We start from the raw sequence: 13,805 nt of genomic DNA on the forward strand, positions 1-13,805 counted from the left end.
CGGGACTTTAGGCGATGTCGCTCAATCACATCCTCGGATCCGCGGTTTCCGGCCTGGCAGCAGCCCAGGCCGGACTCCGCTCGGTTTCGAACAACATCGCCAATGTCGGCGTGTCGGGTTATGCGCGCGAGCGCGTCAACCTGACCACCGGCGTGGTCTCGGGCCAGATCGCCGGCGTGGTGGTAGGCGAGCCTTCGCGCGTCGCCGACCGCTTCCTCGAGGCCAATGTCTATCGCCGCGCGGGCGATTATGGCCGCGCGGACGTAACCGCCGGCTATCTCGACCGGCTCCAGTCGCTGCTCGGCCAGCCCGGCGCGGCGTCGGGACTTCCGGCGCGGCTCGATTCGATCACTGCCTCGGCAGTGGCGATGACCGGTTCGCAATCCTCGGCGCAGACCGTCGCGGTGTTCACCTCGGACGTGCAGGACGCGATCGATTCGATGCAGCAGCTGCAGACCGACGTGAGCGGGCTGCGCGGCGATGTCGAATCCGAGGTCGGCTACTCGGTCGACAAGATCAACAGCCTGCTCAAGCGCATCCACGACCTCAACGGCACCGTCGCCTCGGCGACCGGGCAGGGCCGGAATGTCGGCGGCGCCGCCGATCAGCGGATGAGCGCGATCGAGGAACTGAGCGGCCTGATCGCCGTCAATGTCCGCGATCAGCCGGACGGCCGCGTCACGATCGAGACGGCCAATGGCGGCGTGCTGCTCGACAAGAAATTGCGCCAGCTTTCCTATCCCAATGGCGGCGCCGGCACTTCGCAGCCCACTTACCCCAATATCGAGATCCGCTTCGCCGAAGACAGCGGTGCGATGGGTGCGGCGACAGGCGAGAAGCTCGATTCCGCGGCGGTCGGCGGCAAGCTCGGCGGCCTGCTCGATCTGCGCGATCGCGCATTGCCCGCGTTCAGCGAGCAGATGGGGGTGCTGTTCTCGGGGCTTTCCGAGGCGCTCAATTCGGTTTCCAACGCCGGCAGCACCGTGCCGCCGCCCGCAACCCTCGACGGCCGCCAGACCGGTCTGGTCGGCGGCGACCGGCTCGGCTTCACTGGTGCCGCGACCTTTGCGGTGACCAAGGCCGACGGGACTCTGGTCGCCAAGACCAGCGTGGACTTCAGCGCGATGCCCGCCGGCGCGACGATCAACGACATGGTGACGGCGATCAATGCCGGCCTCGGCGGCGCCGCGACCGCGAGCTTCACCGACGGCAAATTGAGCATCAAGGCGAACGGTGCCGGCAACGGCGTGGTCGTCGCGCAGAATGCAGCCAATCCGAGCGACCGCGCCGGCGTCGGCGTCTCGCAATATTTCGGCCTCAACGACATGGTTCGCAGCGATTCGAGTTCGCTGGTCCCCCCGGGTTTCGTGGCCAGCGACCCGCATGGCTTTGCCACCGGCGAAACCGCGCAGATCACGCTGCGCGATGCCACCGGGCGTGCGCTGACCAGCTATACGCTGACTCCGACATCGGGCGGCGACGTCGGCGATCTGGTGTCCGAGCTCAACGCCAGCCCTCTGGGCGATTTCGGCGATTTCAGCCTCGACGATCGCGGCCGCATGCGCTTCGAGCCGACCGGCTCGCTGTCGGGCGCGACGCTTTCGGTTCCGTCGGATTCGACCGACCGCTTCGGCACCGGGCGCGGTTTCGCAGCGATGCTCGGCCTCACCGGCGCTTCGAGCGGGCTCGAGAATGCGCAGGTGCGCCCCGAAGTGCTCGCCAGCCCGGCGAAGCTGCCGTTGGCACGCTTTCAGGAGAATGCCGCGGTGGGCGCCAAGGCGCTCGGCGCGGGCGACACCCGCGGCGCGACTGCGTTCGTCGACAAGCTGGCCAGTGCGATCGACATGGGCAAGGACGGCACGACCACGATCGAGCGCTTCTCGAGCCTGCTGCTCGGCCGCGCCGGTCTCGAGGCGAGCCAGGCCGAGGGCAATCTGCTCGACGCCTCGGCGCGACGCGACGATGCAGTCAACCGCCGCGACAGCTTCTCGGGCGTCAATATCGACGAGGAACTGGCGCAGATGGTGATCCTGCAGAACAGCTATTCGGCCGCCGCCCGGGTCATCTCCACGGCGTCGGAAATGTACGACACCCTGCTCAACATGGTCTGATCGGAACCCTTATGACCCGCGTAGCCACCATTCCGCTCCAGCGCACGATGTCGAGCGCGATCCAGCGCTCGCAGGAAGCGCTGGCGCTCACCCAGGAGCGCCTGTCCACCGGCAAGAAGGCGTCGGACTTCGCCGATCTCGGCACCGAGACGGTCCGCAACCTCTCGGCGCACAGCCTGCTCGCGCGGCAGGACGCGCAGTCGACCGTGTCGAAGCGCGTCGGGACGACGCTGTCGCTGTATCAGGGGCATCTCGAAGGCATCGAGGACGCCGTCGGCGACCTCAAGACCGACATCCTCAACGCGATCGGCACCGGCGACGTCGCTGGCCTGCAGGAAGCGATCGAGACGGCGTTCAGCCAGTATCGCACGTCGCTCAACAGCAGCGAGGGCGGCGCGCCGCTGTTCGCCGGTTCGCAGACCGACGGCCATCCGTTCACGCCGGATACGCTCGCCCAGGTCGCGACGACCAGCGTCGCCGACGCCTTCAAGGACGACGGGGTCCGGTCGACCGCGCGCGTCGCCGATGGCGTCGACGTGACCTATGGCATCACCGCGAGCGCGGTGGGCAAGGATCTGTACGCGGCTTTCCAGACGCTCGCCCAGGCCGGCACGATCGGCGGCAAGGCAACCCCCGCGCAGATGGACGCGCTCAAGCAGGCGGTGGGCCAGCTCGGCGCCGGCATCGACAGCCTGCGGGTGGTGAACGCCGACAATGGCCGCAAGCAGAACCAGGTCGAGACGCTGACCACGCGCGGCGAGCAGCGCTCGCTGCTGCTGGAGAGCGTGATCGAGACCAACGAGGACGCCGATCTCGGCCAGGTCGCGCTCGATCTCGCCCAGCAGAAGACGATGCTGCAGGCGAGCTATTCGGTGTTCTCGCAGCTCTCCGACCTCAGCCTGGTCAGCTATATCCGCTGATCCGCCCGGGCGTTCGAAAATAGCGAAGGGCCTGCCGCACGCGCGGTGGGCCCTTTGTCTTTTGCGGCAAAGGCGGTCTTGGTCGGTCTCGAATCCTCCCCTGCAAGAGGTGGCATGCACAGCATGAAGGAGGGGGAGGAAGCACATCGGCGAGCGATGCGCTTCCTCCCCCTCCGTCGCCTGCGGCGACACCGCCCTCTTGCGGGGGAGGATCGGGAATGTTCTGTCTGGCCGCGTCAGGAAGCCGCGTCGAGCAGGTCGCCGGCCGCGCCGGCGGGGCTGGCTTGGGGGATCGCGGTCATCGCGGCGCCGATCGCGGCGGGATCGATGCTGCCGACCTTGTGAGTCAGCACGTCGAATGCCGAGCCGCTCGGCAAGGTCTTGAACGCGGCGGCATAGCGAGCGCGCAACGCCCCGAGCTGGTCCTCGCGGCCAAGCATCGCCAGCGCGACGGCCTGACGGAGGATCGCGGCCTGCGCGGGTTCGCTGAGGCCGGCCCTGGGCGCGGGCAGAGCGTTTTCGGTGACGAAATTGCCCCAATCCTTGACCTGCCAGCGCATCTCGGCGCGGATCGCGTGGGCGTCGGGCAGGCCGTCGAGCGCGGCCATCGCCGCGTCGACCTTGCCGAGCCGATGCAGCGCGATCGCCTCGACCCGCTTGCGATCGTGGCGCATCGCGTCCGAATAGCTGGGCTGTTCGGTGGTGCGGATCGCCTCGAGCGCACGATCGGGACGGCCGGCGAGGATATGGAGCGACGCCACCTTGACCGAGAGTGGGCCCTGCGCGACGTCCTGCGCGCGCCGGGTGAGCTGATATTGCAGCAATTCGGCGGCGCGGGCGTAGAGCGAGGCGTCCTGCAGACGGCCGGCGAGACGCAGCACCAGCGCGTCGCCCTCGGCGCCGGCGGGGGCGAGCTCGCGATAATCCCAATAGAGGCCGGCAGCCTCGGGCAGCGGCACGCCACTGTCGGGCGCGAGCGCGGCAGCGAGCGCCGCCTGCAGCTCGGCCAGCATCGGTGCGGCCTTGGTGCCGAGCTTGAAATAGCGGATCAGCGCGGCGCCGGCGCGGAGCTGGCCGCGCAGATCGTGTGCTTCGTTGGCGAGGCCGAGCTGGATCTCGAGCGCGCGACGTTCGATCGCGCCGCCACGCCAGCCGAAGCGCAGTGCGTCGAGCTGCTTGAGCGCGTCGGCGGGGGCGAGGCTGTGGGTGGCGAGGCCGGCCTCGATCGTGCCGAGCTTCGCCTGCGCCTTGATCTCGACGCCGCCGCTGACCGCGGCGCGCTCGAGACGGAGCTTGCCGCCCTGCGGATCGCCGGTGGCGACGAGCGCGCGTCCGCGCAGCACGTTGGCGTGAGGGTCCTGATCGCCGAACAGCTTGAGCCAGGCGAGCGCCGGGCCGGGCTGGCCGGCGTCGATCGCGGCGCCGGCGGCGGCGAGCACGAAGGGTGCGCGCGCATCGGGACTACGGCCGTTGATCGCGGGTAGCGCGCAATTGACCTGGCGGACTGCGGCCTGCGCGTCGCCGGCATGGGCGAGTGCGCGCATCCGCCACGCACAGGCCTCGGGATTGGTCGCGAGTTCTTCGGCGGCGAGCGCCGACACCGCGTCCTCGTCGCGCTCGACAAGGGCGAAGGCGACGCCGCGGGCGAGCAGAAAGGGAGCGACGAGGCCGAGATCGCGATCGCTGGACTGCATCACGTCGAGCACCCCGAGCGCATCGGCGCCGCGGCCTTCGCCGATCAGGCCGAGCGCATAGTTCCAGCGGCGCAGCTGGCGGTTCCCGGACCCCGAGGTCGCGAGCAATGCCCAGCCGGCCTCGCCGGTCTCGCCGCGCCAGCCCGAGGCGCCGGAAATCATCGGCATTTGCGCGAGTTCGGCCGCGAAGGGCGGTAGCGTCGCGGCGGCGGCGTTGACGCCGGCCTTGACTGCCGGCGCCGCGTCAGGGGCGGCGACGTGCGGCGTCGCCGTGGCAGCGCCGGCGAGCAAGGCGATGAGCGCGGTCCGCATCAGCCGAGGCCCAGCGGACGCAGAACTGCGACGAGCACGCCGCCCGCCGCGCAGGCGAGCAGGAACAAACCGGCGGGAAGCAAAGGAAGGGCGACCTTGCCGGCAGCGGCAACGGCGCTGGTGGCGACCGCAGTGCCGGCGCCACCGGTGACCTCGAACGAGTTCGTGTCGGCCTCGGCCGTCACCGCATTGCCGCGACGGCGGTCGGACGCGGACGGATCCTGGACGACGCGCATCCGTCCGGGACGTTGATCGTGACTCACTGGGACACCTTCTGGCTCATTTCATTCTATTATAGAGGCATGGGCGCGCACTTGACCGCCCGAGCCATGGAGTTTTGACGTGCGTAGAGGTCTGGCCACGCTTGCGCTGATGATCGCGCTGGTGCCCCTCCCGGGCGGCGGGGCGCAGGCGTCCGGCGGCGGTGGCGCCGGTGCCGGGGGGCTCAACCTCGTGCCGATGGAAGAAATGATCGTGCCGATCATCGAGGCCGACCGCATCGCCGGAAACATGCGCTTCAAGCTGGTGCTCGAGGCGCACGATGCCGCGACTGCCGCCAGTGCGACCGCGAGGATGCCCGAATTGCGCCAGACCACCGTCGCCGCCGCGCTGGAATTCGCCCGGCTCAATGCCTCGGGGCTGCGCGCGATCGACGCCGGGCGGCTCGATCATGATCTGAACATCGCGCTCAAGGCCGCCGATCCGGGGCTGACCCGCGTGCTGATCGTCGAGATCGCCGCCGAGCATAATTGAGGCGGCCGAAGGGCCGTGCGGTTGCGAGGGGAGGCGGGTACCTTCCGGAGCTGGAGTGCTTGTCTGCAATTGGGGCCTCAGCGGGCTGGCAGCTTTTGGCGCCCGCTCTGCCGGCCGCGGATAGCCAGTGTTGAGCAGCCGCTTCCGGCGTGTGCTCCTGCGAAGGCAGGAGCCCAGGATAGCGAAGGACTGCATAACCCCAGGAGCCTGCCTTCGCAGGAGCGGGGGATGGCAGCGACTGGGCGGTCCTCGCCGTTCCGCTTATAGCGTACTCCTGCGGGCTACACGCTTTGCCCGCCCCTCGGGCCGAACAATATGATAGCAGTGCCGGCGAGGCAGACTGCGGCGCCGATCAGGTCCCAGCGATCGGGCTTCGCCCCTTCGGCGAGCCAGAGCCAGGCTATCGCCGCGACGATATAGACTCCCCCATAAGCGGCATAGGTGCGGCCGGCATGTTCGGCATCGACCAAGGTGAGCAGCCAGGCGAACAGACAGAGCGAGGCAATACCCGGCGCCACCCACCACGGCGATTTGTCCAGCCGCAGCCATGCCCAGAATGCGAAGCAGCCGGCGATCTCGGCCAACGCCGCGCCCAGATATGCGAGGGGTGTCATGGCCTGTTGTCGCAGGACCGCCCCGCACCGGCTAGGGGGCATCGGTGTCGACACGAAAATGTCGAAAGGGCCGGGGATCGCTCCCCGGCCTTTTTTGTCATGCTTCGGCTGGCGGTTACTTGCGCGCGCGAGCGCCTCCCTGGGGCGGCGGTGCGGCCGCGGCCATGCGCGCCGATTTGCGGGCGAGCGCCATGCTGAGCGCCGCTGCCGCCTTGGGCGTCATCGCGGCCATGATCATCGCAGTCGAGCGTTCGCGCATGCGCTGCGCGACCTTCATCTGCACTTCCATGTCGAGCTGTTCGAAGACCACGGCGGCGGCTTTCGGCTTCATCGCCTGATAGATGCGGGCGAGTTCGTCGAACTGTGCCTCGGGCGCTTCGGCGACACCGGCGGCAGCGCCGGGGGCGGCTGCGACTTCGGCTTCCTTCTGGCGCGCTTCGAGATCGGCCTGGAGACGCGCCTGCGCCGCCTTGGTCGCCTGTTCGCGCAGATCGAGCCCGCGCTTGCGGCGCGCGGCGGCGGCATCGCGTTCGGCGATGTCCTGCTCGATCGAGCTGCCGAGCCGGGTCTTGGGCGTGCTGCTCTGGGTCGCGGTCGACGCGATCGTCGTGGCGTTGGCGACCACCGCCAGCGCCGAGGCGGCGGCGGTCATCAGCAGAAGGGAAGGGCGGGCCATCAGGCGAGCTCGGCTTCGGGCTTGGTCTCGGCTTCCTCGTCTTCGGAAGCTTCGATCGAGCGCACCGCATTGGCGAGGCTGACGGCGTTGACGACGCGCTCGCAGGCGGCGTCGGCGATGCCGATCATGTCCGAAAGCTCGTCGCGCAGCCCGCGAGCCTGATCAACGAGACGGGCATGCTGGGCGCAATCGGTGCCGAGCGTGGACTTCATCTCCGAAAGGACCGAGCGGGCGCCGGCGGTCGCCTTTTCGAGCGCGGTCACCACTTCGGTGAGCGCGCCGTCCTTGACGGTGCGCAAGGACCGCATCATCCGGACGCTCTGCACGAGCACGGCCATGCACAGGATCATCGTCAGCGCGTTGGCGAGAATGGCGAAGCTCATGATTTGGTCTTTCCCTGGGAGGAGACATCGTTGACGAGGCGCACGGCGACCTTGCCGCGGCGCTGGCCGATCTGGGCCTGGGCGAGGGTGACGCCGCCACAGGCAAGGTCGAGCGCGTCGTCGGGGCTCTTGTGCAAGGCGATCGTCTGGCCGACCTCGAGCGCCTTCAGTTCGGCGATGGCCATGGCCTTTTCGCCGAGCACGACGTTCACATCGACATTGGTCTTGCGGATCTCGGAAGCCATGTGCGCTTCCCAGATGCTGTCGCGGCCGCTCTTCTCGCCCATGAAGCGCTGGAGCAATTTGTGGCGGACCGGCTCGAGCGTCGCATAAGGGAACACGAGGGTGAATTCGCCGCCGCGGCCGAGCATGTCGACGCGGAAGGTGGCGATCGCGCAGATGTTCGAGGTGCCGGCGATTGCGGCGAAGCGCGGATTGCTCTCGATGCGCTCGAGGTCGATGTTGATGGGCTCGATCGGCTCGAACGCCGTCGAGAAATCCTTGAGCGCGAGCCCGAGCATCCGCGAGACCAGCCCGGTCTCGATCGTGGTGAAGGCGCGGCCGTCGATCAGCGTCGGCGAACCGCCGCCACGACCGCCGAGCAACGCGTCGACCACGGCATAGATCAGGCTCGATTCGACGGTGACGAGGCCGAAGCTCTCCCATTCCTGTACCTTGAACACGCCGACCATCGCCGGGAGCATCACGCGGTTCATGAACTCGCCGAAACGGATCGAAGTGACGTTCTCGAGGCTGACGTCGATCGCGTCCGAAGTGAGGCTGCGCATCGAGCTGGCGAACGAGCGGACCATGCGATCGCAGACCACTTCGAGCATCGGCAGACGCTCGTGGCTGATGACCGCGGACTCGATGACCGCACGGAGGCCTTTCTTCTTCGCGACCGGACCGCCGAGATCGCCGAACAATGCGTCGATGTCGGACTGGTCGAAGCGGACATCGCCGTCGACGCCCATCGGCGCGACGGGCGGCTCGGGAAGGTCGAAATCGTCGAGATCGATCATTGCTGGACCAGGTCCTGAATGAGGATGTCCTTGACCATGCCCGGCCCGGCCACTTCGGTGGCGCGGACCAGCATCTCCTCCTTGATCCGGAAGACCGCGGCCGAACCGGCGAGATCTTCGGGACGCAGTTCGCGCAGGAAAGGCTGATAGGCGTCGAGGATCAAAGGCAGTTTATCCTTGAGCGTCTCGGGGGTGCCCTTGGCGCCCGGCACGATCATGAAGTGGATCTTGAGGAAGCGCGAGGCGCCGTCGGGCGAACGCAAATTCACCACCATCGCCGGTACGTCGACAAAGGCTTCCTTGCTCTTGCCCTCGGCATCGCCATGGCCGCCGCTTTCGCCTTCGGGCGCGGCTTCGCCATGCCCTTCGGCCGTGGTCTCGGCCTTGGCCGACCCGCCCGAGAGCATCATCGCGGCGCCACCGCCGCCGCCGAGCAACAGCACGCCGGCAGCCGCTCCTATAATGATGAGCTTCTTCTTCGACTTCGGCGTGGCGGGCTTTGCGCCCTCTGCACCTTCTTCGACGATCTCGGGTGACGACATTTCCCTGGCACCTTTCGAAATCAGCGTACCGGCAACCGCGCCGGCTGATTTCCCTCTATTATAGGATGGTCACCCGGCAATTTCTGCCTAGCGACAAATTTCTGAAGGGACCGTCCGGTGGACATCTCGTCTTATGTATTGCTGAGCCAGGAACAGGCGCTTCGGCGCCGGCTCGACGTTGCCGCGAACAATCTCGCCAATATGAATACGGTGGGCTTCAAGCGCGAAAAGCCGGTGTTTCGCGAATATGTCGAGCAGGGTGAGACCACGGTCACGCCCGATGCCCGGAAGACGTCGTACGTGCTCGATTACGGCGCGGTGCACGATGCTTCGGCGGGCGGTTTCCAGCTGACCGACAATCCGCTCGACGTGATGATCGAGGGGCCGGGCTATCTGAGCGTCGAGGCGCCGGGCGGCGGCACCGCTTATACGCGTGCAGGCTATATAAAGGTGCTGCAGAGCGGCGAACTCGCCACCGCGGGAGGTCAGAAGGTCCTCGGCGAAGGCGGCAAGCCGATCAGCGTGCCGCCCGAGAGCGCCGGCCGCCTCAGCATTTCTCCGGATGGCAGCGTGATCGGTCCCGACGGTCCGCTTGGCCGCATAACGGTCACCGTGTTCAACGAGGCGAACCTAGATCCGCGCGGCGACGGCATGATGAACGGCCGCGAAGGGCGCGAGCTCAGCGCCGCAGAAACCAGCCTGAAGTCGGGCGGGGTCGAGGGATCGAACGTCAACGCGATCGTCGAGACCACCGACATGGTCGAGATCCTGCGCGCCTACCAGACCAGCATGAACCTCAACGAAAGCATGTCCGACCTTCGCAAGAAGGCGATCGACCGGCTCGGCCGCGTCGGCTGACATTCCAGAAAGGGCTAGATTATATGCGTTCGCTCTCCATCGCTTCGACCGGCATGCTCGCGCAGCAGACCAATGTCGACGTCATCTCGAACAACATCGCCAACATGAACACCACCGGGTTCAAGCGCCAGCGCGCCGAGTTCCAAGACCTGCTCTACGAACAGATCGAGCGTCCCGGCACCGCGACCGGCAACGAGACCCGGGCGCCCTCGGGCATCCAGATCGGCGCCGGCGTCAAGACCGGCGGCGTCTATCGCATCCAGCAGCAGGGCGCGCTGCAGGCGACCGAGAATCGCTACGACGTGGCGATCACCGGGCGCGGCTATTTCCAGATCACGCTGCCTTCGGGCGACACCGCTTACACCCGCGACGGCTCGTTCGGCGTGTCCGATCAGGGCGAACTCGTGACGCAGGACGGCTATCCGGTGCAGCCGGGGATCACCATCCCGCAGGCAGCGGTCGACGTAACGATCTCCAAGACCGGCGAGGTCCAGGTGCTCGTGGCGGGCGATCCGCAGCCGCAGACGGTCGGCCAGCTCGAGCTCGCCACGTTCATGAACGACGCCGGGCTCGAGGCGAAGGGCGACAATCTGTTCCTCGAAACCTCGGCTTCGGGCCAGCCGACCGTCGCCGCTCCTGGCGAGCCCGGCCTCGGCACGTTGAGCCAGGGCTTCATCGAAGGTTCGAACGTCAATTCGGTTGCCGAAATCACGGCGCTGATCACCGCGCAGCGCGCCTATGAGATGAACAGCCGCGTGGTGAAGACCGCCGACGAGATGCTGGCGACGACCAGCCAGCTGCGCTGATGAGCGCGCTGCTCGCTCTGGCGCTGCTCGGCGCCGGGACCGTCCCGGCTCCGGCCGAGGACGTGCAGGTCTCCGTCCTCGCCCATCCGATCGAGAAGGGCACGCGGCTCGACCGCGGCGACTTCGAGAGCGAGGCACGCACGCCGGCAGCGGCGCGCGGCGCGCTCGCCGCCGAGGATGCCGTCGGCATGGAGGCCGCGCGCAACCTGACCGCAGGCATGATCGTGCGACGCTCGGATCTGATGAAGCCGCAGCTCGTGCGGCGCGGCGAGCCGGTGACGATCCGCATCGTCAGCGGCGCGCTGGTGATCACCTCCTCGGGCCGCGCGCTGAACGGCGGCGGGCAGGGCGAAATGGTGCGGGTGGTGACCAATACCACCAATCGCACGCTCGATGGAACGATCGAAGGCTCCGGCACCGTCCGGATCGCCGCACCGTAATTCACAGGGAATCTGAACATGCGTAAGATCATTCTTCTCGTGGCGCTCGGCGCCACGCTCTCGGGCTGCGGCGCCGTCGGGCGTCTCCAGCAGGTGGGCAAGGCGCCCAAGCTCTCCGGCATCGATCCGGTGGCGGCACCCGAAGTCGAGGCATCGCTGGCGATGCCTTCGGATCGCAGCGGCGGTCGTCCGACCAACGCAGCGGCGATGCAGCAGCCGGCCGGAACGGCGAGCGCGTCGCTGTTCCGCACGGGCGCGGGCGCGTTCTTCCGCGATCAGCGCGCGGGCAAGATGGGCGACATCCTGACGATCAAGATCAACATCCAGGACAAGGCCGATATCGGCAACAACACCTCGCGCACCCGCGGCGGCTCCGAAAATGGCGGGCTTGGCGGGCTGCTCGGCATCGCGCCGGTCGCCAAGCTGCTCGGCAACAATGCCGCGGCGGCGCTCGAGACCAATTCGGGTTCCAAATATGCCGGCGGCGGCACCACCGCGCGTTCCGAGACGATCAACATGACGATGGCGGCGATCGTCACCCAGGTGCTGCCCAACGGCAATCTGATGATCCGCGGCAAGCAGGAAGTGCGGGTCAATTTCGAGATGCGCGAGCTGATCGTCACCGGCATCATCCGCCCCGAGGACATCGCCCGCGACAATTCGATCAACCATTCGCAGATCGCCGAGGCGCGCGTGATCTATGGCGGCAAGGGTCAGCTCACCGACGCGCAGCAGGCGCGCTGGGGCCAGCAGATCTACGACGCGTTGTTCCCGTTCTGATTTGAATCCTTCGGGGGAGGGGTGGGGCCCGTCCGAGCAATCGGGCGGGCCTTTTTTTTGCGCGCGGAACCGCTAGCATCGCTGCTCTTGATCAAAGGGGTTGGCATGAGCGGATTCGAGACGACCCGGCGGCAGGCATTGGCGCTGTCGATGGGGAGCCTTGCGGGACTGGCATTGCCCGCCTGGGCGCGCTCCGCGGACCTCGGCGAAGCCGATATCGATGCGATCGTACGGCCGTTCCTGCAGGCCTTCGACACCCCCGGAATAGCGGTGGCGGTGGTGCGGCGCGGACAGCCCGCCTTCGTCAAGGGCTATGGCGTGCGCACGCTCGGCAAGCCCGCTCCCGTCGACATCCACACGCGCTTCGGCATCGCGTCGCACTCGAAGGCGTTCACCGCGGCCGCGCTGGCGCTGCTGATCGACCAAGGCAAGATCGGCTGGGAAGATCCGGTACTCAAGCATCTGCCCGAGTTCCGGATGCACGATGCGGCGGTCACCCGGATGATGACGGTGCGCGATCTGCTGGTGCATCGCTCGGGGCTGCCGCTGGGCGCGGGCGACCTGATGTATTTCCCGCAATCGAGCCATGGCGCCGCCGACGTGCTCAAGGCCTTGCCGCACCTCAAGCCGGTGCGCGGCTTCCGCGCCGGCTATGATTACGACAACATCCTCTATCTCGTGGCCGGCCTGCTGATCGAGCGGGTGTCGGGGATCGGTTGGGACCGGTTCATAGAAGAACGGATCCTCGTCCCGGCGGGGATGGCCGACGCAGTGGCCTCGCGCGGGGCGCTGAAGACCGACAATGTCGCGGGCCGGCATGCGCGGCTCGGCCCGCCGGTGCGCGGTATCGGCAAGCTCGAGGTCGTTCAGGCCGACGAGGGGCCCGCGATCGACGCCGCGGGCGGGATCAACGCCAGCATCGCCGACATGGCGAAATGGCTGCAATTGCAGCTGGACCAGGGAAAGCTGCCGGACGGCAAGCAGCTCTGGTCGCCCGAGCAGGCGAAGGAGATGTGGACGCCGGCCACGATCACTGCCTCGAGCGAGGGGCCGACACCGGAGAATCCCGTTCGGCCGATCCTCCAGACCTACGCGCTCGGCTGGTTCGTCCAGGACTATCGCGGGCTGCGCATGATCCAGCATAGCGGCGGACTTTCGGGCCAGGTGACCTATTCGGGCCTGCTGCCCTCGCGCGGGATCGCCGTGTCGGTGTTCAGCAATGTCGAGGAGAGCGTCTCGTCGGCGATCCGGAACGCCATTCTCGATCGGCTGATCGACGCCCCCGCGTTCGACTGGGTCGGTGCCTATGGCGCGCGCTCGAAAGCGGCGCAGGCGGAAGCGCTGGCGAGCGTCGAGGGCGGGATCGGCAAGGCGCCCGCCGGCGGTCCGTCGCTGCCGCTCGCTTCCTATGCTGGACGCTATCGCGATCCCTGGTACGGCGACATCGTCGTCGCTGAAAAGCGCGGCAAGCTGACGATCGACTTCACGCCCACGCCGGTGTTCAAGAGCGCGCTGGAACCTTGGGGACCGGACACGTTCCGCACCCGGTTCGCGAGGGATGCCGGCGAGGATGCGATCGTCACTTTCGCGGTGGGCGGCGGCAAGGTGACCGGTGTTACGATGAGGGCGCTCTCACCGCTCGCCGATTTCAGCTTCGACTATCAGCATCTGGCGTTCGTGCCGGTTCCCTGAACCGAGAGGTCTCGAAAGGGCCGAAGGTCTCCTAATCTTTTGCTAACCATTTAAATTACCAGTCCGATTTTGGTCGGTCCCGAAGTCTTCCCATGATGAAGTTGCAGGACGCGCATGCGTCAGGCCGCGGATCGGCGTCTTCCGGTCCGGGCCGCAGAAGCGGCTCTAGTCCAAGAAGGAAATTATCATGGGTTTCTCTGTC

15 protein-coding genes are annotated in these 13,805 nt (G+C 67.5%); 8 read left to right on the forward strand and 7 right to left on the reverse strand.

Translation table 11 applies throughout. The annotated features are described in order from the left end of the window. Positions 1–14 precede the first annotated feature (14 nt). Both Q9Q95_RS15535 and Q9Q95_RS15540 read left to right on the forward strand, forming a co-directional pair. Positions 15–2,111: a flagellar hook-associated protein FlgK gene (locus Q9Q95_RS15535; protein ID WP_306098048.1), complete on the forward strand. Its 2,097-nt coding sequence runs from the start codon at positions 15–17 to the stop codon at positions 2,109–2,111. 11 nt (positions 2,112–2,122) lie between these two features. Continuing rightward, the gene (locus tag Q9Q95_RS15540; RefSeq protein ID WP_306098049.1) at positions 2,123–3,031 is read left to right on the forward strand and encodes a flagellin; all 909 of its coding nucleotides are present in this window, start codon (positions 2,123–2,125) and stop codon (positions 3,029–3,031) included. 236 nt (positions 3,032–3,267) lie between these two features. Here the strand turns inward: Q9Q95_RS15540 and Q9Q95_RS15545 are convergent, their stop codons facing one another. Beyond that, complete coding sequence (locus tag Q9Q95_RS15545) at positions 3,268–5,037, reverse strand: hypothetical protein (protein ID WP_306098050.1); 1,770 nt, start codon at positions 5,035–5,037, stop codon at positions 3,268–3,270. Next, positions 5,037–5,300 (reverse strand): hypothetical protein, encoded by a 264-nt coding sequence (locus Q9Q95_RS15550; protein WP_306098051.1) that lies wholly within the window; start codon positions 5,298–5,300, stop codon positions 5,037–5,039. The genes Q9Q95_RS15545 and Q9Q95_RS15550 overlap by 1 nt, the downstream gene beginning before the upstream one ends. 79 nt (positions 5,301–5,379) lie before the next feature. On the opposite strand from Q9Q95_RS15550, the gene Q9Q95_RS15555 reads away from it, so the two are divergent. After that, positions 5,380–5,790, forward strand: a complete 411-nt coding sequence (locus Q9Q95_RS15555; RefSeq protein WP_306098052.1) for a hypothetical protein — start codon at positions 5,380–5,382, stop codon at positions 5,788–5,790. A gap of 281 nt (positions 5,791–6,071) precedes the next feature. Here Q9Q95_RS15555 and Q9Q95_RS15560 read toward each other — a convergent pair whose 3' ends face one another. From Q9Q95_RS15560 to Q9Q95_RS15580, 5 genes are all read right to left on the reverse strand, one after another. After that, a complete protein-coding gene (locus Q9Q95_RS15560) occupies positions 6,072–6,404 on the reverse strand; it encodes a YnfA family protein (protein WP_306098053.1) in 333 nt (110 codons plus the stop codon). 115 nt (positions 6,405–6,519) lie between these two features. Then, positions 6,520–7,080, reverse strand: a complete 561-nt coding sequence (locus Q9Q95_RS15565) for a magnesium transporter MgtE N-terminal domain-containing protein (RefSeq protein WP_306098054.1) — start codon at positions 7,078–7,080, stop codon at positions 6,520–6,522. Then, positions 7,080–7,463 carry a DUF6468 domain-containing protein gene (locus Q9Q95_RS15570; RefSeq protein ID WP_306098055.1) on the reverse strand — a complete coding sequence of 128 codons (384 nt, stop codon included), beginning with the start codon at positions 7,461–7,463 and terminating at the stop codon, positions 7,080–7,082. The genes Q9Q95_RS15565 and Q9Q95_RS15570 overlap by 1 nt, the downstream gene beginning before the upstream one ends. Next, positions 7,460–8,485, reverse strand: a complete 1,026-nt coding sequence (gene fliM / locus Q9Q95_RS15575) for a flagellar motor switch protein FliM (protein ID WP_306098056.1) — start codon at positions 8,483–8,485, stop codon at positions 7,460–7,462. Before fliM ends, Q9Q95_RS15570 begins: the two co-directional genes overlap by 4 nt. Beyond that, positions 8,482–9,027, reverse strand: coding sequence for a flagellar basal body-associated FliL family protein (locus tag Q9Q95_RS15580; RefSeq protein WP_306098057.1), 546 nt, complete (start codon positions 9,025–9,027; stop codon positions 8,482–8,484). The genes fliM and Q9Q95_RS15580 overlap by 4 nt, the downstream gene beginning before the upstream one ends. Before the next feature lie 117 nt (positions 9,028–9,144). Here Q9Q95_RS15580 and Q9Q95_RS15585 point away from each other — a divergent pair, with 117 nt between their 5' ends. The 5 genes from Q9Q95_RS15585 (at position 9,145) to Q9Q95_RS15605 (ending at position 13,603) form a co-directional block, all read left to right on the forward strand. After that, on the forward strand, positions 9,145–9,885 hold the full coding sequence (locus Q9Q95_RS15585; RefSeq protein ID WP_306098058.1) for a flagellar hook-basal body complex protein: 741 nt from the start codon (positions 9,145–9,147) through the stop codon (positions 9,883–9,885). A gap of 23 nt (positions 9,886–9,908) precedes the next feature. Beyond that, positions 9,909–10,691 (forward strand): flagellar basal-body rod protein FlgG, encoded by a 783-nt coding sequence (flgG, locus tag Q9Q95_RS15590; protein ID WP_306098059.1) that lies wholly within the window; start codon positions 9,909–9,911, stop codon positions 10,689–10,691. Continuing rightward, positions 10,691–11,131, forward strand: a complete 441-nt coding sequence (flgA, locus tag Q9Q95_RS15595) for a flagellar basal body P-ring formation chaperone FlgA (protein WP_306098060.1) — start codon at positions 10,691–10,693, stop codon at positions 11,129–11,131. The genes flgG and flgA overlap by 1 nt, the downstream gene beginning before the upstream one ends. Before the next feature lie 18 nt (positions 11,132–11,149). Next, positions 11,150–11,911, forward strand: a complete 762-nt coding sequence (gene flgH / locus Q9Q95_RS15600; protein WP_306098061.1) for a flagellar basal body L-ring protein FlgH — start codon at positions 11,150–11,152, stop codon at positions 11,909–11,911. Positions 11,912–12,016: 105 nt separating this feature from the next. Further along, on the forward strand, positions 12,017–13,603 hold the full coding sequence (locus Q9Q95_RS15605) for a serine hydrolase (RefSeq protein ID WP_306098062.1): 1,587 nt from the start codon (positions 12,017–12,019) through the stop codon (positions 13,601–13,603). Positions 13,604–13,805 lie beyond the last annotated feature (202 nt).

Source organism: Sphingomonas sp. DG1-23 (genome assembly GCF_030730875.1).
Taxonomy (GTDB): Bacteria; Pseudomonadota; Alphaproteobacteria; order Sphingomonadales; family Sphingomonadaceae; genus Sphingomonas.